The organism is Burkholderia sp. Bp8984 (assembly GCF_003853755.1).
GTDB lineage: Bacteria > Pseudomonadota > Gammaproteobacteria > Burkholderiales > Burkholderiaceae > Burkholderia.
Window position 1 is genome coordinate 130,760 of record NZ_QTQN01000004.1, and the last position, 22,295, is coordinate 153,054.

General features: G+C 67.4%; 19 protein-coding genes and 1 pseudogene. 7 read left to right on the plus strand and 13 right to left on the minus strand.

Annotated features, from left to right (window positions below; translation table 11 throughout):
- Window positions 1-24: 24 nt before the first annotated feature.
- Complete coding sequence (locus DID98_RS06235) at window positions 25-678, minus strand: ABATE domain-containing protein (RefSeq protein ID WP_124520089.1); 654 nt, start codon at window positions 676-678, stop codon at window positions 25-27.
- 255 nt (window positions 679-933) lie between these two features.
- On the opposite strand from DID98_RS06235, the gene DID98_RS06240 reads away from it, so the two are divergent.
- Entirely contained in the window at window positions 934-1,317 is a 384-nt protein-coding gene (locus tag DID98_RS06240; protein ID WP_044845007.1) for a VOC family protein, read from the plus strand.
- A 195-nt stretch (window positions 1,318-1,512) separates the two neighbouring features.
- On the opposite strand, the gene DID98_RS06245 is transcribed toward DID98_RS06240, so the two are convergent.
- The gene (locus DID98_RS06245) at window positions 1,513-2,361 is read right to left on the minus strand and encodes an ureidoglycolate lyase (protein WP_044845006.1); all 849 of its coding nucleotides are present in this window, start codon (window positions 2,359-2,361) and stop codon (window positions 1,513-1,515) included.
- 655 nt (window positions 2,362-3,016) lie between these two features.
- On the opposite strand from DID98_RS06245, the gene DID98_RS06255 reads away from it, so the two are divergent.
- Entirely contained in the window at window positions 3,017-3,841 is an 825-nt protein-coding gene (locus DID98_RS06255) for an IclR family transcriptional regulator (protein WP_185500306.1), read from the plus strand.
- Between the two features lie 248 nt (window positions 3,842-4,089).
- Window positions 4,090-4,641, plus strand: a complete 552-nt coding sequence (locus DID98_RS06260; RefSeq protein ID WP_044845005.1) for a hypothetical protein — start codon at window positions 4,090-4,092, stop codon at window positions 4,639-4,641.
- A 688-nt stretch (window positions 4,642-5,329) separates the two neighbouring features.
- Here DID98_RS06260 and DID98_RS06265 read toward each other — a convergent pair.
- From DID98_RS06265 to DID98_RS06285, 5 genes are all read right to left on the minus strand, one after another.
- Entirely contained in the window at window positions 5,330-7,711 is a 2,382-nt protein-coding gene (locus tag DID98_RS06265) for a GNAT family N-acetyltransferase (protein ID WP_124486054.1), read from the minus strand.
- 572 nt (window positions 7,712-8,283) lie between these two features.
- Window positions 8,284-8,580, minus strand: coding sequence for an H-NS family nucleoid-associated regulatory protein (locus tag DID98_RS06270; protein ID WP_044845003.1), 297 nt, complete (start codon window positions 8,578-8,580; stop codon window positions 8,284-8,286).
- 104 nt (window positions 8,581-8,684) lie between these two features.
- Window positions 8,685-8,969, minus strand: coding sequence for a hypothetical protein (locus DID98_RS36165; RefSeq protein WP_235879175.1), 285 nt, complete (start codon window positions 8,967-8,969; stop codon window positions 8,685-8,687).
- A gap of 61 nt (window positions 8,970-9,030) precedes the next feature.
- A complete protein-coding gene (locus DID98_RS06280) occupies window positions 9,031-9,570 on the minus strand; it encodes a BON domain-containing protein (RefSeq protein ID WP_124520091.1) in 540 nt (179 codons plus the stop codon).
- 66 nt (window positions 9,571-9,636) lie between these two features.
- On the minus strand, window positions 9,637-11,124 hold the full coding sequence (locus DID98_RS06285) for a sigma-54-dependent Fis family transcriptional regulator (RefSeq protein ID WP_124520093.1): 1,488 nt from the start codon (window positions 11,122-11,124) through the stop codon (window positions 9,637-9,639).
- Window positions 11,125-11,450: 326 nt separating this feature from the next.
- Between DID98_RS06285 and DID98_RS06290 the strand changes: the two genes are divergently transcribed.
- Together DID98_RS06290 and DID98_RS06295 are read left to right on the plus strand one after the other, a co-directional pair.
- Entirely contained in the window at window positions 11,451-12,854 is a 1,404-nt protein-coding gene (locus DID98_RS06290; RefSeq protein ID WP_044845000.1) for a GntP family permease, read from the plus strand.
- Window positions 12,855-13,310: 456 nt separating this feature from the next.
- Window positions 13,311-13,562, plus strand: a complete 252-nt coding sequence (locus tag DID98_RS06295) for a DUF4148 domain-containing protein (RefSeq protein ID WP_124520095.1) — start codon at window positions 13,311-13,313, stop codon at window positions 13,560-13,562.
- 48 nt (window positions 13,563-13,610) lie between these two features.
- Here the strand turns inward: DID98_RS06295 and DID98_RS06300 are convergent, their stop codons facing one another.
- Together DID98_RS06300 and DID98_RS06305 are read right to left on the minus strand one after the other, a co-directional pair.
- Window positions 13,611-15,206, minus strand: a complete 1,596-nt coding sequence (locus DID98_RS06300) for a thioredoxin family protein (protein ID WP_124520097.1) — start codon at window positions 15,204-15,206, stop codon at window positions 13,611-13,613.
- Between the two features lie 551 nt (window positions 15,207-15,757).
- Window positions 15,758-15,895, minus strand: a pseudogene (locus tag DID98_RS06305) (GNAT family N-acetyltransferase); the annotation flags it as partial.
- Window positions 15,896-16,231: 336 nt separating this feature from the next.
- Between DID98_RS06305 and DID98_RS06310 the strand changes: the two are divergent.
- Both DID98_RS06310 and DID98_RS06320 read left to right on the plus strand, forming a co-directional pair.
- Window positions 16,232-16,507 (plus strand): hypothetical protein, encoded by a 276-nt coding sequence (locus tag DID98_RS06310; RefSeq protein WP_044844996.1) that lies wholly within the window; start codon window positions 16,232-16,234, stop codon window positions 16,505-16,507.
- A gap of 163 nt (window positions 16,508-16,670) precedes the next feature.
- Complete coding sequence (locus tag DID98_RS06320) at window positions 16,671-17,663, plus strand: DedA family protein/thiosulfate sulfurtransferase GlpE (RefSeq protein ID WP_044844995.1); 993 nt, start codon at window positions 16,671-16,673, stop codon at window positions 17,661-17,663.
- A 68-nt stretch (window positions 17,664-17,731) separates the two neighbouring features.
- Here DID98_RS06320 and DID98_RS06325 read toward each other — a convergent pair whose 3' ends face one another.
- The 4 genes from DID98_RS06325 to DID98_RS06340 form a co-directional block, all read right to left on the minus strand.
- Window positions 17,732-19,204, minus strand: coding sequence for an OprD family porin (locus DID98_RS06325; protein WP_044845036.1), 1,473 nt, complete (start codon window positions 19,202-19,204; stop codon window positions 17,732-17,734).
- Between the two features lie 160 nt (window positions 19,205-19,364).
- Window positions 19,365-20,396, minus strand: coding sequence for an ABC transporter ATP-binding protein (locus tag DID98_RS06330; RefSeq protein WP_044844994.1), 1,032 nt, complete (start codon window positions 20,394-20,396; stop codon window positions 19,365-19,367).
- Window positions 20,393-21,385, minus strand: coding sequence for an ABC transporter ATP-binding protein (locus DID98_RS06335; RefSeq protein ID WP_124520099.1), 993 nt, complete (start codon window positions 21,383-21,385; stop codon window positions 20,393-20,395). The genes DID98_RS06330 and DID98_RS06335 overlap by 4 nt, the downstream gene beginning before the upstream one ends.
- Window positions 21,386-21,387: 2 nt before the next feature.
- Window positions 21,388-22,290 (minus strand): ABC transporter permease, encoded by a 903-nt coding sequence (locus DID98_RS06340; RefSeq protein WP_044844992.1) that lies wholly within the window; start codon window positions 22,288-22,290, stop codon window positions 21,388-21,390.
- Window positions 22,291-22,295 lie beyond the last annotated feature (5 nt).

Below are 22,295 nucleotides of genomic sequence, written 5' to 3' on the forward strand. Positions count from 1 at the left end.
GACGCACCGGGACGCGCGCCGCCGTCAATCGGCCTTGTGATAGTGGCGGTACGCCTTCGCGCGATTGCCGCAGGACGACATCGAGCACCAGCGGCGGCTGCCGTTCTTGCTGTCGTCGATGAACAGCCACTGGCATACGTCGTTCGCGCAGCGCTTGACCTTCGCGAGGCGCGCGCCGCCCAGCAGGTCGGTCGCCGACCACAGCACCGGGCTCAGCAGCCCCGCGAGCGTCGCGCCCGCTGCCCCGATCCGCCACGCGTAACCACCATCGATCCGCGCGAGCGCGACGCGCGGCGCCGCTTCCGCCAGAAAACCGCCCAGCAGCGCGAGATCGTCGGCTTGCGGCTCGCGCCGCTCGGCCTGCGCGTGAAAGAGCCGGTACAACGCCTCGCGCAGCGCGAGCGCGCGCGTCAGCATCGCCGGCGCGTCCTCCTTCTCGTTCTCTTGTGCTTGTGCGCGACACGCGTCGGCCAGGCCGGCCGGCACGCCAGCCTGCTCGCGGCACCACGTGAACAGGTCGTCCAGCGTGCCGAAGGTTTCGGTCGGCACGTCGGCGCCACGCCAGTACAGCGTGTTCGCGAAATCGATGCTCAGCGTTTCCGACGGCGCCGGAACCAGGCAGTCCGTCGTGACGGAAGGTTGCGTTTTGCTCATGACGCGATCGTATCTAACCACCATGCCGGTTGACAAGCATCCGGACGCTTCCTAATATAACCAGCATGGTGGTTAAAAACCGGTTTGCTGCTGTGATGTCCCCTCTTTAGTTCAAGGAGCCACAGATGATCGATCGTTTTTCGCACGACGTTGTCCACACCGGCCGCAGCCGCGCGTTCCACGACAGCATGCTCGGCGCGCTTCGTCACAAGCGGATGGCCTGGTGGTTGTAAACAGGTTTGCTGCACTGATGCCCCCCTTCAGTTCAAGGAGCCACAGATGATCGATCACCTTTCGTTCGGCGTTGCCCACATCGACCGCAGCCGCGCGTTCTACGACAGCACGCTCGGCGCGCTCGGCTACAAGCGGCTGTACAGCGACGACGGATCCCTCGGCTACGGCACCAGCGAACCGGTGCTGTGGTTGCAGCACGCGGCACGTCCGGTCGTCGCCGATCCCGATTCAGGGTTGCACCTGTCGTTTCGCGCGGCGTCGCCGGTGGAAGTCGATGCGTTCTACCGCGCCGCGCTGCAGCACGGCGGACAGGACAACGGCGGGCCGGGCAAACGCGAGCACTACGGCCCCGGCTATTACGCGGCGTTCGTCGTCGATCCCGACGGGTATCGCCTCGAAGCCCATTGCGAGCTGGGCAACGTCGTCTGATCCGCCGAGTCCCAACGCGGATGAACGACAAGGGCCCGGTTCCGCGTCATGCGGAGCCGGGCCCTTGTCTTTGTTGCACCGGGGTCGGCGTTCGACTCGCGTCGGTCGCCGCCGGCGATCCGGCGACGGGTCCGGCGGCGCTGGCGGATAGCCAGCCGGTTACGTCCGCCAGCCTCGCCCGCGCCGCGCGAGCGCTTACTGCGCGTTGCGCGTGCTCTGTAACTGCTCGCCGAGCCCCGCGATCCCGAGGCGCACCGTCTGACCGGCCTTCAGGAACACCGGCGACGGCTTGATGCCCATCCCGACGCCCGGCGGCGTACCGGTCGTGATCACGTCGCCCGGTTGCAGCGTCATGCAGGTCGACAGGTAGGCGATCAGTTGCGCGACGGTGAACACCATCGTGCGCGTGTTGCCGTTCTGATAGCGGTGGCCGTCGATCTCGAGCCACAGGTCGAGGCGCTGCGGATCGGGCACCTCGTCGCGCGTGACGAGCCACGGGCCGATCGGGCCGAACGTGTCGAAGCCCTTGCCCTTGTCCCACTGGCCGCCGCGCTCGATCTGCCACTCGCGCTCGGACACGTCGTTGACGACGCAGTAGCCGGCGACGTAATCCAGCGCGCGCGCTTCGTCGACGTCCTTGCACGTCGCGCCGATCACGACGCCCAGTTCGACTTCCCAGTCCGTCTTCACGGAGCCCTTCGGGATGTCGATGCCGTCGTTCGGGCCGCAGATCGAACTGGTCCACTTGCCGAACACCACGGGTTCCTTCGGCACCGGCATGCCGGCTTCGGCTGCGTGATCGGCATAGTTGAGACCAATGCCGATGAACTTGCCGACGCGCCCGACGCAGGCGCCGATGCGCGGCTCGCCGGAGACGAGCGGCAGCGTGGCCGGGTCGATCGCGCGCAGGCGCGCGAGACCGGCGTCGGACAGCGCGTCGCCGGCAAGATCCGGCACGTGCGCGGACAGGTCGCGAATCCGGCCGTCCGCGTCGAGAATACCGGGCTTTTCCTGGCCCGACGGGCCATAGCGAAGCAGTTTCATCGTGCTCAACCTCTGTTGTCGAATGTGACAGGATACCGGCCGACGCGGCCGCTGACGGCCACGCGCCGGACTGAATGCCGATCGTCGATGACGCGCGTCGGGCCCCGAATCCGGCAGGCCAATCGACACGCGAGGCTCGCGCAGGCGCAGCGATCGCGGCGCCGCACCGGGTGCGGCGCGCATCGAACGGGCGGCCGCCGGTCTGCGCATCGGCGACGACGGCCCGGCCTCCGCGCCATGTGCCGGCCGGTGCCGGTCGGCTTCACGCGCGGCCGCACCGTCGCTGGCCCGCCGCTCTTTGTACCATCGGCGGCCCGCCGTGAAATGGCGCGCGACGGATACCGACTATTGGTGCGCCTGCGGAGATTGCACAGCAGCATCGGGGCCGCCGAACCATCCGGCTTTACGCCCAATGCCGCGGTCCTTCGATACCGAAAGATGAATGTCGAATATTTCTTACGACCCTGTCATCGGGAACGGCACGTGATCCGTTCTTGCTGGACAACGATCGGCAAAAAGACGCCGCATTGCACACTGAACGTTTATTGTCAGGCTCGTCCGGACGGCAGTCACATCCGCATGCGGCTTCGCGAATCTGCGTGCAAACCGGCCAGCGTGCGTCGCCAACCGATTGGCCATTCCCGGACTTCCTACCATGACGCAAACGACCAATAACCCGCTCCCCGGCAGCGACGCACGGGCGTCGATGGGCGCAGCCGACCGCTATCGCGCACCCGCCCTCGACAAGGGGCTCGACATTCTCGAACTCCTGTCGGAACAAAAGGAAGGGCTCACCCGCACCGAAATCACGAAGGAGCTCGGCCGCAACGCGAGCGAGATCTACCGGATGCTCGAACGTCTCGTCGCGCGCCGCTACGTGATGCGCTCGAGCGGCGGCGACCGTTACACGCTCAGCCTGAAACTGTTCGCGCTCGCGCACCGCCATCCGCCGATGAACCGGCTGATCGCCGAGGCCTTGCCGCTGATGCAGCGCTTCGCCGATGCGGCCGAACAGTCGTGCCATCTGACCGTCTACGATCGCGGCAACCTGCTCGTGATCGCACAGGTGGACGGCCCCGGCCCGTGGGGCGTGTCGGTGCGGCTCGGCTCGCGCGTCGGGCTTGCCGATACGGCGTCGGGACGCGTGATGCTGTCGTTCCAGGGTACCGAGCAGCGCGCGCACATGCTGGTCGAGCATCGCAAGGTCAAGGGTGAAACGCCGATGAACGAGCAGGAACTCGCGCACGCGTGCCAGTCCATTCGCCAGTCCGGCTACGTGCGCCAGGACAGCCGCCAGGCATACGGCGTCACCGACCTGAGCGCGCCGATCCTCGGCCCGGCCGGCCATGCGATCGCGGTGCTGACCTGCCCATACATGCGCCGGATCGACGCGCACATGGCGCCGTCCGTGGAGGTGGTCGTCGCAAGGCTGCGCGATACGGCAGGCCAGTTGTCGATGTGCCGCGCGGAGACTTGCTGATTGTTGTCGAGCGGGCGACCGGGTTGAAATTGGTCGGGCGAGCGGGCGGGCGCGGCGGGCGGTCGTTCGGTCAGCGGGTCGGGCAGGCCGGTGCGACGCCGCCCACGCGGTATGCGATGTGCGCCGGTCGCGCAGGCGTTCGTACCGGCATTCCGCAGACCGTTTCCGGATGCGCGGACGCCGCGCTACGCTAGAATAGCGGCCCTCTCAAAAACTACGGCGGCCGGCTGTCGCGGCCGTCGTATCCGATGGATGTCATGGCCAAACTTCTGAACGATCAAGAATTCCAGCGTTTCTCCGAACTTCAGCAGAAGCAGGCGAGCTTCACGATCACGTCCGAGGAAGCGGACGAGCTGCGCGACATCGTCGCGCGCGCGCAGAAGAAGCGCGACGATCGCGCCGCAGCGATGCGGGCGATCGAGAACTACATCGAGCAGTTCGACATCACGCCCGACGAACTCTTTTCGCCCGAGCAGATCGGCGACGCCGCACGTACCTACGGCCTCATCACGGCCACCAAGAAGGAACGCACGCTGCCGCCGTCGATCACGTTCAACGGCAAGCCGTACCAATGGACCAAGACGCTTCCGGACGACGTGCGCGGCGCGCTGTTCGATGCATTCACGGCCGGCGAATCGGTCAAGCGCTTCATCGCGATGCCGAAGGACATCGCGCGTTGCGCGCTGACGATCGCCCGCCTCGAGCGCGAAACCGGCGGCATCTATGCCGACGCGCACCTCGAAGAACTCGCGATTTCGCGTGAGCAGGTGAACGACGCGGCATCGAAACTCGCTGCATAAACGCTGCCGCGGGCACGGTTCATGCGTGCCCGCACCGGTGCGGACGCCGGCAACAGCCGGCGCCGCGCCAGCCGGAGCACTGCGTTCGCAAGCTCCCGAAAAGTCTCACCGAAGCGTCCCGTAAACGCTCACCCAGACATCCCGGAAAAGCTCACCTGAAGCCCCCGGAGATGCTCACCAACCCCTTCCCGAACGTTCTCACCGACGCCTCCCGGAGATGCTCACCGGGCCCTCCCGGAAAGGCTCACCAGGGCTTCCCGCAAGGGCTCACCGGCAGATCCCCGGAAAGGCTCACCGAGCGCTCCCGTATCGGCTCACTCGACAGCTCCCGGAAAAGCTCACTCGTGGCTCCCGAAAAGTCTCACCTTTGCTCTGTTTCCGATCCTGCGCATGCGAAATGCCGGCGTTCATGCGCTCGACCATGACACCCCGGAACCGGTGATACGCGGAGGTCATCGGCACACGCAACGCGCCCGCCGCGGATGCCGTGACTCGACGCGTTCGCCGTTTCCCGCCGGTCACCGAGCGACTGTCGTACCGATCCGCGCAATCGAGCGAACCAGTCGAACGATCGGCATGCCGAACGTCGACGAATTCGCTCGGCAGTGCCTGTACACCATCGACATCATGCATGCCGTACCGACTCTGCACGATGCCGCCGGACGTGCGAGCATGCTCACCCACGCGATTACGGTTGCAGCTTCATCCTGAACCCCACCACGCCGGGTTCCTCCGTCGTCGACACGGCGAAGCCGCACGCCTTCGCCAGCGAGATCATCGCGGTGTTCTCGCGCAGCGCCTCGCCGATCATCCATCCGGTGCCGCGCGAGCGTGCATAGTCGATGATGCGGGTCATCATCAGCCGCCCGAGCCCCTTGCCCTTCTGATCGGGCCGCACGGCGATCGCGAACTCCGCCGTCTCGTTGTCGGGATCGGTAACCGCACGCGCCACCGCGAGCGTGTGCGACCGGCCCGACACGTCGGTGAACGACACGATGAAAGCCATCTCGCGGTCGTAGTCGATCTGCGTCATGCGCGCGACTTGCGAATGATCGAAGCTGCGCACCGCGCCGAAGAACCGCATCCGCAGATCGTCCGGCGTCATCGCGCCGAGCAGTTCGTTGTGTGCTTCCTCGTCTTCCGGACGGATCGGACGGATCGTCACGGTCTCGCCGCGCCATTCGAGCGTCTGCTCGAGATGGCGCGGATACGGCATGATCGCGAGCCGGCTGCGCCCGGCCGCCACCGTGATGCGCGGCGCGACCACGTATGCCCGATCGGACAGCACGCGCAGCGTGACCGACATCGCGACGACTTCGCGCACGTCGCAAACGACTTGCGACAGTGCCGTCAGCGCATCGAGCGTGGGTTCGACGGGCGTGCGGCGCGCATATGGCGAACGCTCCATCACCGCGCGGGCGAGCACCGTATTCAACGGCGGCAGCCCGTACACGACGAACGGCGCCGATACGCCATCCGCCGGCGGCACGGCATAACGGAACACCGGGCCGAAGTTCGAATCGTCGTACATGTCGACCGTGACGTCGACGATTCTGGCGCCGGCCGATTCGTCGGCCGATTCGTCGGCCGGTGAATCGGCCGGCTCGCCGTGCAGGCCGAAGTGGGAGAGCCAATGCAACGCCGCTTCGCCGGCCAGTTCATGCTCGCCGGCCTCGACCATCCGTCGCGCCTCGGCCTGCGCGGACGCAACGCATTCAGCCGGCTGCGGCGGCGTGCCCTCGGGCGTCTGCATCAGCAACTGCCGCCCGAGGTTGTAGTCGACGAGCCGTGCGTATGCGCGCGCAAGCCGCTGCGGCGTGGTGTGCACGGGAATGCCGTTCGCGTGCAGCGCGTCGCGCGTCGCCGCGTCGACCGCGCCGAAGAAACACGCGAGGATGCCGCGGTACGCGTACTGCCGCGACTCGATCAGCGTACGCGCGACCGCGTCGGCCGGCGCGCTGTGAGACGTCGAATGCACGACGAACAGCGTGCCCGTTTGCGGAAACGGCGCGAGCGCCTTGATGGCGGCGCCGAAATGTTCGGGACGCGCATCGTCGCCGAGCGTCAGCGGATTGCCGGGCGCGGCCAGATGCGGCAGCGCGGCCGCGACCGCCGACGTGGCCGCCGCGGGCCAGTCGGCCAGCACGTCGCGCACCTCCGCGACCGCATCGACCGCGAGTTTCGCGACGCCTGCGTCGCTCGTCACGAGCGTCGCCGCGCCACGCGCGGTGACGCGCCCGACGCCGAGCGTCTCGATCTCGTCGAGCAGATCGTCGAGCGCATCGACACGCACCAACCCCGCGCGCTGGAACGCCGCCGTGTAAAGCGCGTCGCCGGGATCGGCGCGCCCGGTGCGCAGCGCGAGCACCGGCTTGTTGCGCGCCGCTGCCCGCGCAGCCGACATGAACTTGCGCGCGGCGCACACGGTGTCGAGTTCCAGCAGGATCGCGCGCGTGCCGGGATCGCTGGCGAGGTAGTCGAGCACGTCGCCCGCGTCGACGTCGGCTTCACGGCCCAGCGCGACGACATGCGAAAAACCGAGGCCTCGCGCATCGGCCCAGCCGAGTACCGCGTTCGTCAGCGCGTTCGATTGCGACACCCACGCGACGCCGCCCGATCGTGCCGTATAGGCCGGCGCGCCGAAATGCGCATGCCGCGCGGGCGACAGCACGCCGAGACTGCCGGGCCCGACGATTCGGAGCACGAATGGCTTCGCGGCCTTGAGCGTGCGATCGAGCGCGGCGCGATCGGCGTCGGTGCGCGCCTCGCCGACGATCACCGCGACGCGCGTGCCGATCTCGCCGAGCTTGCGCACGATGCCGGCCCACGTGACAGGCGGCGTGCAGATCACGGCGACCGACGGCGGCGCTGGCAGCCGGTCGACGTCGGCCACGACCGAGTGCCCGTTCAGCTCGCGATGCTTCGGATTGACGGGCCACACGGGCCCCTCGAACGCACCGTCGAGCACGCGCGCCCACACCATCGCGCCGATACTGCCCGCGCGCGACGATGCACCGACGACCGCGACGGACCTGGGCTGGAACAAGGCATCGAGATGGCGGACGGTCACATCGGCTCCATACGGTAACGAAAGACGACCCGACCGGCACACGGGCACGGATGGCCGTGCACCGGTCGACGCGAACTCCAAGCATAGGCGAACCCGATGCGGCTGCCTATATGCCGAACGGCCGACTGTGCGACGCGCATCAATGCCCGCAACATGGGCCGGTCGCCGACGCCTTCGCACGACGGAATGGGCGAAGGCGACACGATGCGGTCATTCGGCCGTCACTTCAAAGGTGAGGATTTACAGGAACCATGGTGAGCAAGTTCGGGAATTGCACGGCGCAATGCGCCAATGCGCGAGAGGTGAAGGCAATCGGCGATACATCAGCACCGCGGCGATCGACAACACCAATGCACGCATGCCGCGTAATTGCAGGGTTGTTTACCGGAATTCGCGGCGATATCCGGTCGAATCGCGGTGAATTCGCAAAACGGGATCCGTCAATCGCGCGGCATTGGCGTTCAATTCGCGGTTTCAAGTCGTGCTGTCGCCACCCAAAAACAAAACGGTGCGACGGCCGCATGGCCGTTCGCACCGTCAGTCAGCGCACGAAAGGTGAGGATTTTCGGGAGTCAGTCCTTGATCAGGAAACGCGCGCGGTTCTTGCCGAGCCATGCCGGCGCACGCCCGCGGCCACTCCACGTTTCGCCCGTCTTCGGATTCAGGTACTTCGGCGGCAACGGACGCTTCGGTTTCGCGGCGGCAGCAGTGCCGATCGGCCGGAAACCGAGCTCTTCCGCGGTAATGTCGAACTCCTCGATTTTCGCCCGAATGGCGGCAATCGCATCGGCAATCGCCTTTTCGCGTTCCTTGTCGATCTTTTGCTGAAGTCTTTCGAGCTGCGCTGTCAGTTGCCTGTAGGTCGCCATATTGGATGGGACTCCGTGAGTGTTATTCATGAAAAATAGCCGACTCCAAGCGAATGGAAAAGCGCTTCACCCGATTATGGTCTCCTTATCCAGGCATATCAGGATCAATAGCCGCTTTTCCTCTTGCATGCGAAGAGAAGATTTCGCACGGCGTCATCGGTCGATTGCTGGAGGACGTCGTATTCCCCATTGCAGATGGCGCGGGCATTGTCCGTGCAATTGCTCCAGTCGCTGCCGGTGCACTGCACCTGCGTAGTCGGGCGCCCGTCAGAAGTGAACAGCGGCGCCCCACCGCCGCAGCCGCCGAGCCCCGCAACCAGGGCCAACAATCCGGCCCGACGCCAATGCGTTCGAGGCCACCGACAGACCGACGCAAGCATGTGATTCATTGTTCTTTCCGTCAACCGATTTTTGAATGCCGCGAGTATGCCACGCACCGTCGTCACACGTTCAGTCCCGCGCTCGGTCCGGCGTCCGGTCCGGGCGTCCTCGCGTCTTGTACGGCACGGCCCGGTGCGGATCGTCGGTGATGCGAACGAACACCTGCTCGACGTCGGGGAGCGCGCCGAGTTCGCGCGCCAGCGCCTCCCGATCGAATGCCGGATCGGCGCACCCTTCGACATAGATGAAGCGCCGCTGCACGGTGATCCACAGGCTCGTGCCCTGCAGACGATCGGTGCCCGCGAAATGCGCTTTCGCCGCCTCGGCGATCGGCGCGTCATACATATAGGAATTCGGTTTCGTGCAGCGGTGAGCGAGCCAGCAGGTGGTCCCGCGCTCGGCGCGGTAATGCGCGTCGTCCGTCATCTCGGCACGCGTCATCCACGGGCCGAGCGGCAGCGGGCATTCCGCGAAGCCCCGCGACAACGCGACGAACGGATCGTTGTACCAGTTGCGCCGCACCGCAGGCGAATCCTCGTCGGCCGCCTGAGCGAACGAGGACGTCGCCGCCAGTATGGCCAGCCATCCGGCCATGCCGATTCGCTTCATCGTTGTCTCCTGTCAGGCACATCACCGGTGCCGTTCGTCATGTCCGGGCGCATCGGCCACCGCTTGCTACCGCTCGATCCCGAGCGCCGCGAGTTTCTTGTAGAGCGTCGCCCGGCCAATGCCGATGCGGGCGGCCGCTTCCACGACCTTCCCGTCACAGGCCGCGAGCGCGTCGATCAGGAACTGGCGCTCCCACGCGGCCAATGCATCGGCATACGAAACGACCGGCACACCGGCGGCACCCGATGCGTCGCCCGCGTCTCGGCCGAGCGGCAACGGAACAGCCCGCATGCCCGCCGGCACGCTGTCCGGCGCCACGCGCACCGGCCCGAGGAACGGCGCGAGCGCACCCGCATCGATCACCGAGCGATCCGACAGCATCAGCGCGCGCTCGAGCGTGTTGCGCAACTCGCGCACATTGCCGGGCCACGGGTACGCGCACAGCATCCGCAGCGCATCGTCGGTCAGTTCGCAGTGCGCGGCACGGCCGTGCTGCGCGGCGAGTTCCTCGAGCGTCGCATAGACGAGCGCCGCGATGTCGGACGCGCGCTCGCGCAAGGGCGGCGCGTGAATCGTCAGCACGTTGAGCCGGTAATAGAGATCCGCGCGAAAGCGGCCGGCCTCGACCAGCGCGGGCAGGTCGGCCGACGTCGCGGCGATGATCCGCACGTCGGCGCGCACGATCCGGTTCGAGCCGACCGGTTCGAACTCCTTGTCCTGCAGCACGCGCAGCAGCTTGCCCTGCAGCGGCAACGGCATGTCGCCGATCTCGTCGAGAAACAGCGTGCCGCGATCGGCCAGTTCGAACTTGCCGACGCGTCCCTTGCGGTCGGCGCCGGTATACGCGCCCGGCGCCGCGCCGAAGAATTCGGTTTCGAGCAGCGTGTCGGGAATCGCCGCGACGTTGACAGTCACGAGCGGCTGGAGCGCGCGCGCCGACGCCGCGTGGATCGCATGCGCGAGCAGTTCCTTGCCGGTCCCCGTCTCGCCGAGCAGCAGCACCGGCGAATCGACCTGTGCCGCGCGCCGCGCCTGCCGCTTGGTTTCGAGGCTTGCGGCGCTCGTGCCGACGAAGCTCGCGAACGTGTATTTCGCGCGGCGCGCCTGCGCGAGCGAACGCTGTGTCGCGATCAGTTGCTGCTGAAGCTGCGCGTAACGGGAAAAGATCGGCGTGAGCGTCTTCAACTGGTCGAACAGCGCGAAGCCGATCGCGCCGACCGTCTCGCCCGCCTCGTTCTTCAACGGCAGGCGCGTGACGACGAGCGGCTCGCGGCCCGTCTCCATGATGTCGAGCAGGATCGGCTGTCCGGTCGACACGACCTCGCGCATCAGGCTGTTCGGAATCACCGCCTCGCAGTCGAGGCCGACTGCCTGCTGCGGATCGGCGAACCCGAAGCGCGCCGCATAACGCTCGTTCATCCACACGACGCGCGCGTCGCGATCGACGACCACCGTGCCCGCACTCGAATCCTCGAAGGTCCGAAACAGCGACTCGGCGGCGCGCAGCAGCACGTCGCCGTAATTGACGGGCAGGCGCGCCCAGTCGTTCATCATCGTGTCGTCGTCTCCGCATATGCTTGGCCGGATGTCTCCGGAACGGGACGCAGTATCTCATTTTGGAGACACGCCGGAATGCCTTGTCCGGGAAAGCCCTGCCCGATTCGATGGGCTGTCCCGACGGCCAAAGCGTCTCCGGATGGAGACGATTTATGTAGAATCTTCAGACATTGGCCGGCGCGGGCCCGCCGGCCTGCCCCGGACCCATGTCCGGCGGCGCAATGCGGCCGATGGCACGAAATCTGCAGGAACCTGGGCCGGTCCGCGGCGCGCTCCGCGATCGAACAACAACCAAAGCCATTCCAAGCTATTAGGAGACTCCCTTGTCTTTCGTGATCGTCCTCGCCGCGCTGGCGTTCCTGATGTTCGCCGCGTATCGCGGCTACAGCGTGATCCTGTTCGCGCCGATCGCCGCGCTCGGCGCAGTCCTGCTGATCGAACCCGCCGCCGTCGCACCGGTCTTCTCCGGCATCTTCATGGAGAAGATGGTCGGCTTCGTCAAACTGTATTTCCCGGTATTCATGCTCGGCGCCGTGTTCGGCAAGGTGATCGAACTGTCCGGGTTCTCCGAGTCGATCGTGCACGCCGCGATCCGCTACATCGGCCGCTCGCGCGCGAATGCGGTGATCGTCGCGGTGTGCGCGCTGCTCACCTATGGCGGCGTGTCGCTGTTCGTCGTGGTGTTCGCGGTGTACCCGTTCGCGGCCGAGCTCTATCGCCAGAGCAACATTCCGAAGCGGCTGATGCCCGGCGCGATCGCGCTCGGCGCGTTCTCGTTCACGATGGATTCGCTGCCCGGCACGCCGCAGATCCAGAACATCATCCCGACCACGTTCTTCAAGACGACCGCCTGGGCCGCACCCGCACTCGGCACGATCGGCTCGCTGTTCATCATCGTCGTCGGCCTCGCGTACCTGGAATGGCGCCGCCGTTCGGCGATGGCGAAGGGCGAAGGCTACGGCACGTCGCTCGTCAACGAGCCGGAGCGCGTCGAAGCGACGGCACTGCCGAATCCGGCGCTGGCGATCCTGCCGCTGCTCCTCGTCGGCGCGTCGAACTTCACGTTCACGAAGCTGATTCCGCAGTGGTACGGCGCTGCGTCGTACACGGTCGCGCCGGACGTGCTGCCCGGCGTGCACACGCCGGTCACGACGTCGATCAAGACCGTCGTCGCGATCTGGTCGGTCGAGGCCGCGCTGCTGCTCGGCATCGTGCTGGTCGTCCTGACCGCGTTCAAGCGCGTCAGCGACCGCTTCGCGGCCGGTTCGAAGGCCGCCGTCGGCGGTGCGCTGCTCGCCGCGATGAATACCGCGTCGGAATACGGTTTCGGTGGCGTGATCGCCGCGCTGCCGGGCTTCCTCGTCGTCAGCGACGCGCTGAAGAGCATTCCGAACCCGCTCGTGAACGCGGCCGTGTCGGTCAGCTCGCTCGCAGGCATCACCGGGTCGGCGTCGGGCGGCATGAGCATCGCGCTCGCCGCGATGTCGGACCTGTTCATCAAGGGCGCGCAGGCCGCCAACATTCCGATGGAGGTGCTGCACCGGGTCGTCGCGATGGCCAGCGGCGGCATGGACACGCTGCCGCACAACGGCGCCGTCATCACGCTGCTCGCGGTCACGGGCCTCACGCACCGCGAGTCGTATCGCGACATCTTCGCGGTCACCGTGATCAAGACGCTCGCGGTGTTCTTCGTGATCGCCGTGTACTACACGACGGGCCTCGTGTAAGCCGCCGCATCGGGCGGCGTTCCGAGCGCCGCCCAACCCTGCCGGCCGCATCGACGCGGCCGGCGCGCCTTCCTCCCTCCGCGTGTTCCCGGCTGTTCGACCGGCCGGCATTGCCGCAGCGGCACCACGGCGCGATGCTTGTCGCGACGCGCCGCACCTTCCCGATACCTCCGCTTGCAAACCAGCACGGATCGCCGGGATTCCCATCCGACACTTCGTCCCCGACCGACCGGAATCGCTCGACGCCACATTGCGGTGCAGACCGGACGGCCTGTCGCCCGTCACGTGCCGCCATCCGGGCCGTCCGCTCCACCGTTCATTGTTTCCGGCAGCAGAACACTGCGTTGGGAGCGATCGCATTTTTCCCGCGCGTGGTCGGGCCTACACTGCTTTCAACCGCCGCCGCTTCGTCAAACGAAGTCCGGCCGCCCAGCTGGAAACATGGAGGTCACGATCATGAAGCGCCTGATTCACGCAGTTGCCGTTGCCCTGGCTATATCCGCCCCGCTCGCCGCGCAAGCGCAGTCGAACCCGCCGCTCACGCGCGCGCAGGTCCGCGCCGAAGTGAAGGCGCTCAAGCAGGCCGGCTTCCAGCCGAGCGACTGGTTCTATCCGGCCAGCATCGTTTCCGCCGAAGCGAAGATCGCCCGCCAGCAAGGTGCCGGATATGACAACGACCGCGGTGCATCACCGGAGTCGGCCCGGTAATCGCCGCAACGACGCGGCCGCCCCGCCCGACCGCTCCGTCGCGAGCCGTCACGCCTTCACCGGCTCGATCAGTTTCGCGCATGGCGCTGCCTGCGGGTCGCCCGCCGGCAGCTTCGCGCACACTCCGTCGAACTGCTTCACGACCGACCTGACCGACGCATCGTGCGCGCCGCCGCCGCGCCAGCGATTCAGCTGCGTGACGACCTTGGTCAGCGCACGCAGGTTCGCCCCATAAAACGCATCCTTGGTCTTGCCGGCCTGCGCGAGCACGCTCGCGGCGATCGCTTCGATCCGTGCAGAATCGTCCGGCGCCAGCGCGACCGCATTCGCGAAATAGGTCGCGCCCCAGCGCAGCTTGGTCGCCGGTCCGCTCGCCGAGTCGTATGCCTTGCGGTACCAGTCGAGCGCCGCGGCCTTGTCGCCGCGCGCCTTCGCATTCGCGGCCAACCCCGACATGAAGTAGTACGGCGTCGCCGAACGCGGCAACTCGGCCTTCAGCAAGACGTCGGATTCGTCGTACAGCCCAGCGTCGGTCAGCGTGTCCGCCGCTTCGCTGACGAGCGCCTGCCGCTCGTACGCGTTCGCGGCGCCCTGCACCGATGCGGCAATCTGCTTGCGCGCGGTATCGACCAGCGCCGGCGCGGCGAGCGGCGCGCCGGCGTGCGCGTCGTTGCGCGCGAGCAGCACGCGGCCGTGCAGCGCCATCAGCCGGTCGATCGACGACAGCGTCGAATCGGTCGACAGGCGGGCGAGCGCCGTGTCGTACGCGTCGCGCAGCGTCGTGCGCTGCGCGGCGTCGCCGCCGAGGTATGCGACCACGCGCGCGGGCGCCGCGACCAGCACGTCCGAATCCGCCCGCGCCAGCGCCGGTTCGCGCAGCACCGCGCGCAGCGCGTCGGCGAGCGCCGCCTTGTCGAGCGCGCCGGCCTGTGCGGGATCGTCAGATGCCGCCACCACCGCCGACTTCAGCGCGAAGCGCGCGGCGTCCGCCTTCGCGCCGGCGGCACGCGCACGTTGCGACAGCGTCTGCAGCGTCAGCGCGACACGATCGGCCGGCACCGGCAGCGCGCCGTCGGTGTCCCAGGAATAGTCGGCCAGCAGATGCCATTCGGCCCGCGTCAGCGCCGCGCCGTTGTTCAGCGCGGTCGAGAGCGTCTGCCGCACCGGATGCGCGGCCGTCATCCCGAGCGACAGCGCCTGCATGTAGCGCTCGAGATCGGCCTCGCCCGGCAGCCGCGTCACTTCGGTGCCGTCCGGACGGAACAGGATCATCGTCGGATAGCCGTGCACCTTGAAGCGCTCGCCGAGCTTCTGCGCGCTTTCGGTATCGCCGTCGAGATACACGGGCACGAAGAACGACGAGCGAGCCTTGAATGCCTGCTGGCTGAAGATCGTCGACTTCACCTGGTTGCACGACGGGCACCATACGGCACCCCAGTACAGCAGCAGCGGCTTGCCGGTGCGCTTCGCGAGCGCGAACGCGGCATCGACGTCGCCCTGCTGCCAAGCGATGCCGGGCGGCAGATGCGCGCCGCCGCTCGACGGGCCCGATACGGGAGCGCCCTGCGGCGCGTTGGTGGCAAACGCCGCACCCGCGGCGGCGAACAGGCAGGCTGCAGTCAGGTTACGGAGGACGGTTTTCATCAAGGCGGGTTCCGTTGAAAGAGACGGTTGCGGATAGCGGCGTCGCGCGACGGCGGAACCGGTACGCTGCGATGGCCGGCCCTTGCGCACGAAACGGCGAAGCGAAAACACGACGAAGCGATGCAACAACGAAGGGCATCGACGGATGGCACGACGCATGCCGGCATCGGCCGTGGGCATCGCGTAGGGATCACGCAGGCATCGATGCGAAAGGCCCAGACCGGCCGCTGCATGCGCACACCGCGCAGCCGTACCAACCGCGACAACCACGGCGACCGGCAAATCATTTGACGATACGATTCTCGCCGCCGGTTGAAAACGAACGAATTCTCGAATGGATATGAAGCGTGACGTCGCCGACGTGCGCGCCTGGGCGGTCGACGCGACCACTCACTGCGCTGCATGCGGCGCTGCATTGACTGCCGTCGGTCGCTGCACGCGATCGGGTACACGGAGGCAGGCACGACAAGGCGCACGGCATGGCCAATACATGCACATGCCGCGGCCGATGCAACGACGCGCCGGCCCGCACGCGCTTCAGCACGCGTCCATCACTGCCGCCCCTTGATCCGCGCCATCTGAAACACCGATGCATACGCACCGTCGCGCAGCGCATAGTCCGGCGCCTCGCCTTCTATCCGGAAGCCGTGCTTTTCGTACAGTGCGATCGCCGCCGGATTGTCGATGAAACCGACAGCGACGCCAGCTTCTCCCGCCGCATGGCCGGCCGCGTCGAAACGGGCCGCCACTCGGTCAGCGACCCGGCGATGGGCCTCGCCGACCGCTTCTGACGGCACCCGCGCCTCCCGGCCGCGCACCGGCCGGGCGCCGGGCGCGGATCGGTCCGATCCGGCCAAAACGCCCGCCCGGCGCGGCTCAAACATCAGAAGGATGGCCGGTGCAGCCCTCATTCAGGGACCACGAAAATGCTCCGTGTTGTGGCCCATTCGCGTTAAACTTCGTCAAGCTGCATTCAACAACGACATCTTCGCCAACCTGGCACACACGATACGAGGATAGGTTCGATGCGCACTACCGGCTCATCCGGGGCAATGACCCTGCTCACCGAACATGACCCGGCCGACGGCCGCGAACTGCGCTCGCTCCGGCTCGAATCGACCGACGACGGCAAGAGCGTGCTGCTGATCGACATCGACGAGCGCAAGCCCGGCATTCACCGCGAGGTTCGCTACGAGATCACGCCGGCCGAGCTGATCGCGGCGATCCGCTCGCACGGCGCCGAACTGCCTGGCGAAAACCACGGCGCCGCCTCGCTCGTCCGCACCCCTACCCCTTCGTGATGTCGACCGGTGAGCCGCGCACAACGCACCGGCTCACCGATCCGCCCGCATCACCCTGCCGCCGTCAGGCGCTTTGCGTCATTCCCCGCCGTCCGCTTGAAAATGGCCGATAATCGGCCCATCTTCGTACCTTCCACACGCGCTTCCTTTTCGGCCAGCCGTCATGCTCCGTGACCTCGTCGCCCAATACGGGCCGCTTCTCGTCTTCGCCAACGTGCTCGCGGCGGCCATCGGCCTGCCCGTACCGGCGATGCCGACGCTCGTGCTGTTCGGCGCGATGGCCGCGATGAATCCGGCGATGATCGGCTCGCAGCTCCTGACGGTGCTGGCGCTGTCGGTGCTCGGCGCGCTGATCGGCGACACCGTGTGGTACGTCGCCGGGCGGCGCTACGGCGGCACGACGCTGAAGACGATCTGCCGGCTGTCGCTGTCGCGCGACACCTGCGTGAAGAAGACCGAACGATTCTTCGGCCGCTACGGCGTGCGCGTGCTCGCGGTCGCCCGCTTCATTCCCGGGCTGTCGCTCGTGTCGGTGCCGATGGCCGGCGCACTCGGCACGCGCTATCGCACGTTCGCCGGCTACGACGCGCTCGGCGCCGCGCTGTGGACGATCGTCGGCCTCCTCGCGGGGCTCGTGTTCTATCGGCAGATCGACTGGCTGTTCGCCGGCGCGAGCCGGCTCGGCCGCGCGGTACTGCTGGTGATCGTCGCACTGCTGGCCGTCTACGCGGCCGTGCGCTGGATGCGCCGCCGCGCGCTGATCCGCCAGCTCGCGACTGCGCGGATCGGCGTCGACGAGCTCGAAGAACTGCTGCGCGATGCGGCCGCGCCGGTGGTGCTCGACGTGCGTTCGCCCGAACACCGCAAGCTCGACCCGTTCACGATTCCCGGCGCGCAGTTCGCGGACGAACGGCACATCGAGGACATCGTCGCGCGCTATCCGTTCTCACAGAAGTTCGTCGTGTATTGCTCGTGCCCGAACGAAGTGACGGCCGCGCTGATGGCCAAGCGCCTGCTCGACGCAGGCTTCACCGATGCGCTGCCGCTGCGCGGCGGCCTCGACGCCTGGCGCGACACGGGCCGCCAGCTCACGTCGCTGGTGGAGGACATGCCCGCCGCGAACGATCCGGTGGCGGGGTTGCACAAGCCGGCCTGATCGAACGGGTCGCAGGCCGGCCGCGCGAGACGAAAACGACTGAAGGGGACGTTGCGTCCCCCCTTCGATCAGAACGCGTGCAGCGGCACGTTCACGACCAGGCGGTACTCCTTGTTGGTCGCGTCCGCGGTGTGCGTGGAACCGGTGTGCCACATCGCGATGAACGTGACCTTCGTGTCCTTCAGCTTGCCGCTCTGGAACGTGTACGACGGGATGAAGCCGAACTCGTGGTGACGGCCCTGCACCGGCGCGCCGTTGCTCCAGTAGATGCTCGACTTGCTCGGATCGTTCGCAGCCCCTGCGCTGCCGTCCGCGCCCCAGCCCGTCACGCCCCAGACCATCGCCTTGAAGCCCGGCAGGCCCGCTTCCTTGCCGTAGAACGTGTAACGCAGCTGCAGCGACTTTTCGTGCGGCGCGTTGTAGTCGACGTCCATCGAGTTGGTCAGGAAGATGCCGTTCGTTTCGTTCAGGTAGTCGAAGAACTGGTCGCCGAGCACCTGCTGATAACCGAGCAGCAGTTCGTGCGGGCCGTGCTGCGCAGCCACCGACAGGCTGTACGCGTTGTTGTTGATCTTGCCCTGCAGCGCGTCGCCCGTGTCGTGCGTCGAGTAAACGTTACCAAAGCCGGTCCACTTGATCGACTTCGTATCGCCGATGCTGTGCTTCACCGACGCGTAGTACTGGTGCCACACGTCGTCGGCCTGGTTGGCGTACAGCGCGACTTCGCCGTCCGGCGAATAGTCCCACGTGCCGCCGACGTAGGTCAGGCGATTGATGCGCGTGCCACCGTATTGCGTCGTGAGGTTGGTGAGCGTCGTGTGGCCGCGCGCATCGGTCTTCGTGAAGCTGCCGGCCTCGAGCATCACGTTCTTGAATTCGTTGCTGACGATCGTCGCGCCGAGGAACGTCGGCGGCAGCGCGCGGTTGTCGTGCTGTTCCATGAACGGGTTGTCGACGGCCTGCAGCCCGTACTTGACCACCGTGTTCGAGATGCGCGCCTTCACGTCGTAGATGCCCGGATAGGCCCATGCGAGCTGGTTCGAACCGCCGCCGCCCTTCGCGATGTGCACCATGCTGCCCGCGCCGGCACCGCCGTCGAGCTTCAGCGCCGCATACAACGACGCGTCGAAGCCGATGCCGATCAGGCCGGTCGTGTAGCCCGACTCGAAGTTCGCCATCGCGCCCTGGACCCACGCGTGACGGTGCGGGCCGCCCTTGTTGTCGAGCGTGTCCGCATAGTTGCGGAACAGGAAATTCAGGTGGCTGTCGGCAATGAAGCCGTTCGACTTCGACTGTGCCGAAGGCTCGTCGGGCGGCGTGACGGCCTGGGTCGCCTCGGCGTTGATAATGGCGTTCGGGGTCGTTGCCTGCGCAACCGACGTGCCTGCGCCGGCGGACGGCGCCGCCTGCGCGACCGTCAGCGGTGCGGGGGCCGCGTCGTCGGCGTACGCCACGCCGCTCAGCGATACGCCGGCAAGCGCCGGCAAGCCCCATGCAAGCAGCATCTTCGATGCCGTCCCGATCGTCTTTTGCTTGTTCATCGTCATTCTCGTCTTGTGTTGATGTCGTCCACGCCGGTTGCGATCCGCTTCCAGCCCCCCGGCGAGCCCGGTTAAGGACGCGCCTTTACCCGCGGCGCGAAGATCATTCGCGCCGCACCCTACCCCTGTTGACCTGCCTGGTTATGTTTGCTGCGTCACTTCACGCCGCCACGCCCGCCCGGATGCACGCGACACGCGCCGGCGAGCCCTGCCGCACTTCCGGCAACGGAACGTCCTGCGCGCACGCGTCGATCGCGACCGGGCAGCGCGTGCGGAACGCGCAGCCGGACGGCGGGTTGAGCGGCGACGGCATCTCGCCCGCCAGCAGCATCGGACGGCGAGCACGCTCGCGCGCCGGCTCCGGCGTCGGCGCCGCATCGAGCAGCGCCTTCGTGTACGGGTGCTGCGGCACGCCGTACACGTCATGCCGCGTGCCGAACTCCATCACGCGGCCGAGATACATCACGAGCACTCGCTGGCTGATGGCCTTCACCACCGCCAGGTCGTGCGCGACGAAAAGATAGGACAACGACAGTTCGCGTTGCAGGTCGCGCAGCAGGTTCACGATCTGCGCCTGGATCGATACGTCGAGTGCCGATACGGGCTCGTCGCAGATCACGAGCTTCGGCTCGCCGATCAGCGCGCGCGCGATGCCGACGCGCTGGCACTGTCCGCCGGAAAACTCGTGCGGATAGCGCAGCAGGTGATGCGCGTTCAGGCCGACACGTTCGAGCATCGTGACCACGCGGCGCCGCACTTCGGCGCGGCCGAGGCCCGCGTGGTGCGTGACGAGCGGCTCCGCGACGATTTGTTCGATCGTCATGCGCGGATCGAGCGACGCGAGCGGATCCTGGAAGATCATCTGCACTTCGCGGCGCATCGCGGTGCCGCGCAGGTGATCGGGCGCGACGGCTTCGCCGCGCCAGCGCACCGTGCCGGCCGTCATCGGCACGAGGCCGATCAGCGCGCGCGCAAGCGTCGACTTCCCGCAGCCCGACTCGCCGACGAGTCCGACCGTCTCGCCGCGCTTCACGTCGAACGACACGCCGTCGACCGCGCGCAGCGTGCCCTTCGGCGACCACGGATAGCCGCCGAGCGGCACGCGGAAATGCACCTTCAGATCGTCGACGGACAGCAGCGTATCGCTCGTCGTGCCCGTCGCGCCGGCATTGCGGCGTTCATCGACGCTCATCGCAGACCTCCCGTCAGATCGGCCAGCGGCCGGTGGCACGCGCGCACCGCGCCCGCCGCGCCATAGGTTTCGAGCGCGGGGCGTGCGGTACCGCAGCGCGCCTCCGCATACGTGCAGCGTTTCGCGAACGCGCAGCCGGCCGGCGCGGTGCCGGGCATCGGCGGATTGCCGGGAATCGCGACGAGCGGCGCGTCGTCGGCGTCGGTCAGGCGCGGCAGCGCGTTGAGCAGGCCGATCGTGTACGGATGCGACGGCGCCGCGAAGATCGAGTCGGCCGGCGCGTATTCGACGGTGCGGCCCGCATACATGACCATCACGTCGTCCGCGAGGCCCGCGACCACGCCCATGTCGTGCGTGATCAGCACGATCGCGGTGCCGCGCTCGCGGTTCAGCTCGCGCAGCAGGTCGATGATCTGCGCCTGCACGGTCACGTCGAGCGCGGTGGTCGGCTCGTCGGCGATCAGGATTTCCGGCTCGGACAGGAGCGCCATCGCGATCATCACGCGCTGGCGCATGCCGCCGGAAAACTCGTGCGGATACATGCGGATGCGGCGCGCGGCGTCGGGAATGCGCACCGACTCGAGCGCCTCGATCGCGCGCTTCGTCGCTTCCTTGCGCGACAGCTTGCGATGCAGCTGCAGCGTCTCGGTCATCTGCCGCTCGATCGTCAGGAACGGATTGAGCGACGTCATCGGATCCTGGAAGATCATCGCGATCCGGTCGCCGCGCACCGCGTTCAGCGCGCGCGTATCCATCTCGAGCAGGTTGTCGCCGCGATAGCGCGCGGCGCCCGTCGTCGCGCCGTTGCCGGCCAGCAGGCCGAGCAGCGCCATCACGGTCTGGCTCTTGCCCGAGCCCGATTCGCCGACGATGCCGAGCGTCTTGCCGGCTTCGAGCGAGAACGACACGCCGCTCACGGCGTCGATCGGCGGCGCGTCCTTGCGCGAGAAGCGCACGCCGAGGTTTTCTACTTCCAACAGAACAGCCATCTTCAGCGATCCTTCGGGTCGAGCGCGTCACGCAGGCCGTCGCCAACGAAGTTCACGCAGTAGAGCGTCACGCACAGCATGACGGCCGGTGCCAGCAGCAGCCACGGCATCGATTCCAGTTTCTGCGCGCCGTCCTGGATCAGCACGCCCCAGCTCGTCATCGGTTCCTGCACGCCGAGGCCGAGGAACGACAGCACCGATTCGGTCAGCACGATGTTCGGCACCGACACGGTCGCGTACACGACGACCACGCCGAGCAGGTTCGGCACGACGTGGCGCAGCACGATCGACGCCGGCGACACGCCGATCGCGCGCGCCGCGTCGACGAACTCGCGATTGCGCAGCGACAGCGTCTGGCCGCGCACGACGCGCGCCATGTCGATCCACGAGAACGCGCTGATGGTCAGCACGACCAGCATGAACGAGCGGCCGAACAGGGTCATCATCAGGATCGCGATCAGCAGGTACGGGATCGCGTACATCATGTCGACGACGCGCATCATCGCGGAGTCGACCCGCCCGCCCGCGAAGCCGGCGGTCGCGCCCCACGCCACGCCGAACAGGCCGGACACCAGCGTGCCGAGCAGGCCGACCTCGATCGACACGCGGCCGCCGATCAGCGTGCGCACGAGCAGGTCGCGGCCGAGCTCGTCGGTGCCGAACCAGTGCTGGTTCGCGAGCGTCGGTGCGAGGCTGATCGAGCCCCAGTCGCTCGCGGCGGGATCGGCCGCGAGCAGCCACGGACCGACGAAACATGCGAGCGTGATCAGCGCGAGCAGCACGAGGCTGAACACGGCCGCGCGGTTGTGAAGGAAGCGCGCGAACGCTAGCGCGAGCGGCGAGCGCGAACGCGGCGGCGAGTCGGTCTGCACAGGCAGACTGACGACGGGAGTAGTCGGAGTCATCGCAG

Bases quoted from the DNA above. Each gene is read 5' to 3' on its own strand.
- DID98_RS06235 (WP_124520089.1), bottom strand. From the start codon at position 678: ATGGTGGTTAGATACGATCGCGTCATGAGCAAAACGCAACCTTCCGTC.
- DID98_RS06240 (WP_044845007.1), top strand. From the start codon at position 934: ATGATCGATCACCTTTCGTTCGGCGTTGCCCACATCGACCGCAGCCGC.
- DID98_RS06245 (WP_044845006.1), bottom strand. From the start codon at position 2,361: ATGAAACTGCTTCGCTATGGCCCGTCGGGCCAGGAAAAGCCCGGTATT.
- DID98_RS06255 (WP_185500306.1), top strand. From the start codon at position 3,017: ATGACGCAAACGACCAATAACCCGCTCCCCGGCAGCGACGCACGGGCG.
- DID98_RS06260 (WP_044845005.1), top strand. From the start codon at position 4,090: ATGGATGTCATGGCCAAACTTCTGAACGATCAAGAATTCCAGCGTTTC.
- DID98_RS06270 (WP_044845003.1), bottom strand. From the start codon at position 8,580: ATGGCGACCTACAGGCAACTGACAGCGCAGCTCGAAAGACTTCAGCAA.
- DID98_RS36165 (WP_235879175.1), bottom strand. From the start codon at position 8,969: ATGAATCACATGCTTGCGTCGGTCTGTCGGTGGCCTCGAACGCATTGG.
- DID98_RS06280 (WP_124520091.1), bottom strand. From the start codon at position 9,570: ATGAAGCGAATCGGCATGGCCGGATGGCTGGCCATACTGGCGGCGACG.
- DID98_RS06285 (WP_124520093.1), bottom strand. From the start codon at position 11,124: ATGATGAACGACTGGGCGCGCCTGCCCGTCAATTACGGCGACGTGCTG.
- DID98_RS06295 (WP_124520095.1), top strand. From the start codon at position 13,311: ATGAAGCGCCTGATTCACGCAGTTGCCGTTGCCCTGGCTATATCCGCC.
- DID98_RS06300 (WP_124520097.1), bottom strand. From the start codon at position 15,206: ATGAAAACCGTCCTCCGTAACCTGACTGCAGCCTGCCTGTTCGCCGCC.
- DID98_RS06310 (WP_044844996.1), top strand. From the start codon at position 16,232: ATGCGCACTACCGGCTCATCCGGGGCAATGACCCTGCTCACCGAACAT.
- DID98_RS06320 (WP_044844995.1), top strand. From the start codon at position 16,671: ATGCTCCGTGACCTCGTCGCCCAATACGGGCCGCTTCTCGTCTTCGCC.
- DID98_RS06325 (WP_044845036.1), bottom strand. From the start codon at position 19,204: ATGAACAAGCAAAAGACGATCGGGACGGCATCGAAGATGCTGCTTGCA.
- DID98_RS06330 (WP_044844994.1), bottom strand. From the start codon at position 20,396: ATGAGCGTCGATGAACGCCGCAATGCCGGCGCGACGGGCACGACGAGC.
- DID98_RS06335 (WP_124520099.1), bottom strand. From the start codon at position 21,385: ATGGCTGTTCTGTTGGAAGTAGAAAACCTCGGCGTGCGCTTCTCGCGC.
- DID98_RS06340 (WP_044844992.1), bottom strand. From the start codon at position 22,290: ATGACTCCGACTACTCCCGTCGTCAGTCTGCCTGTGCAGACCGACTCG.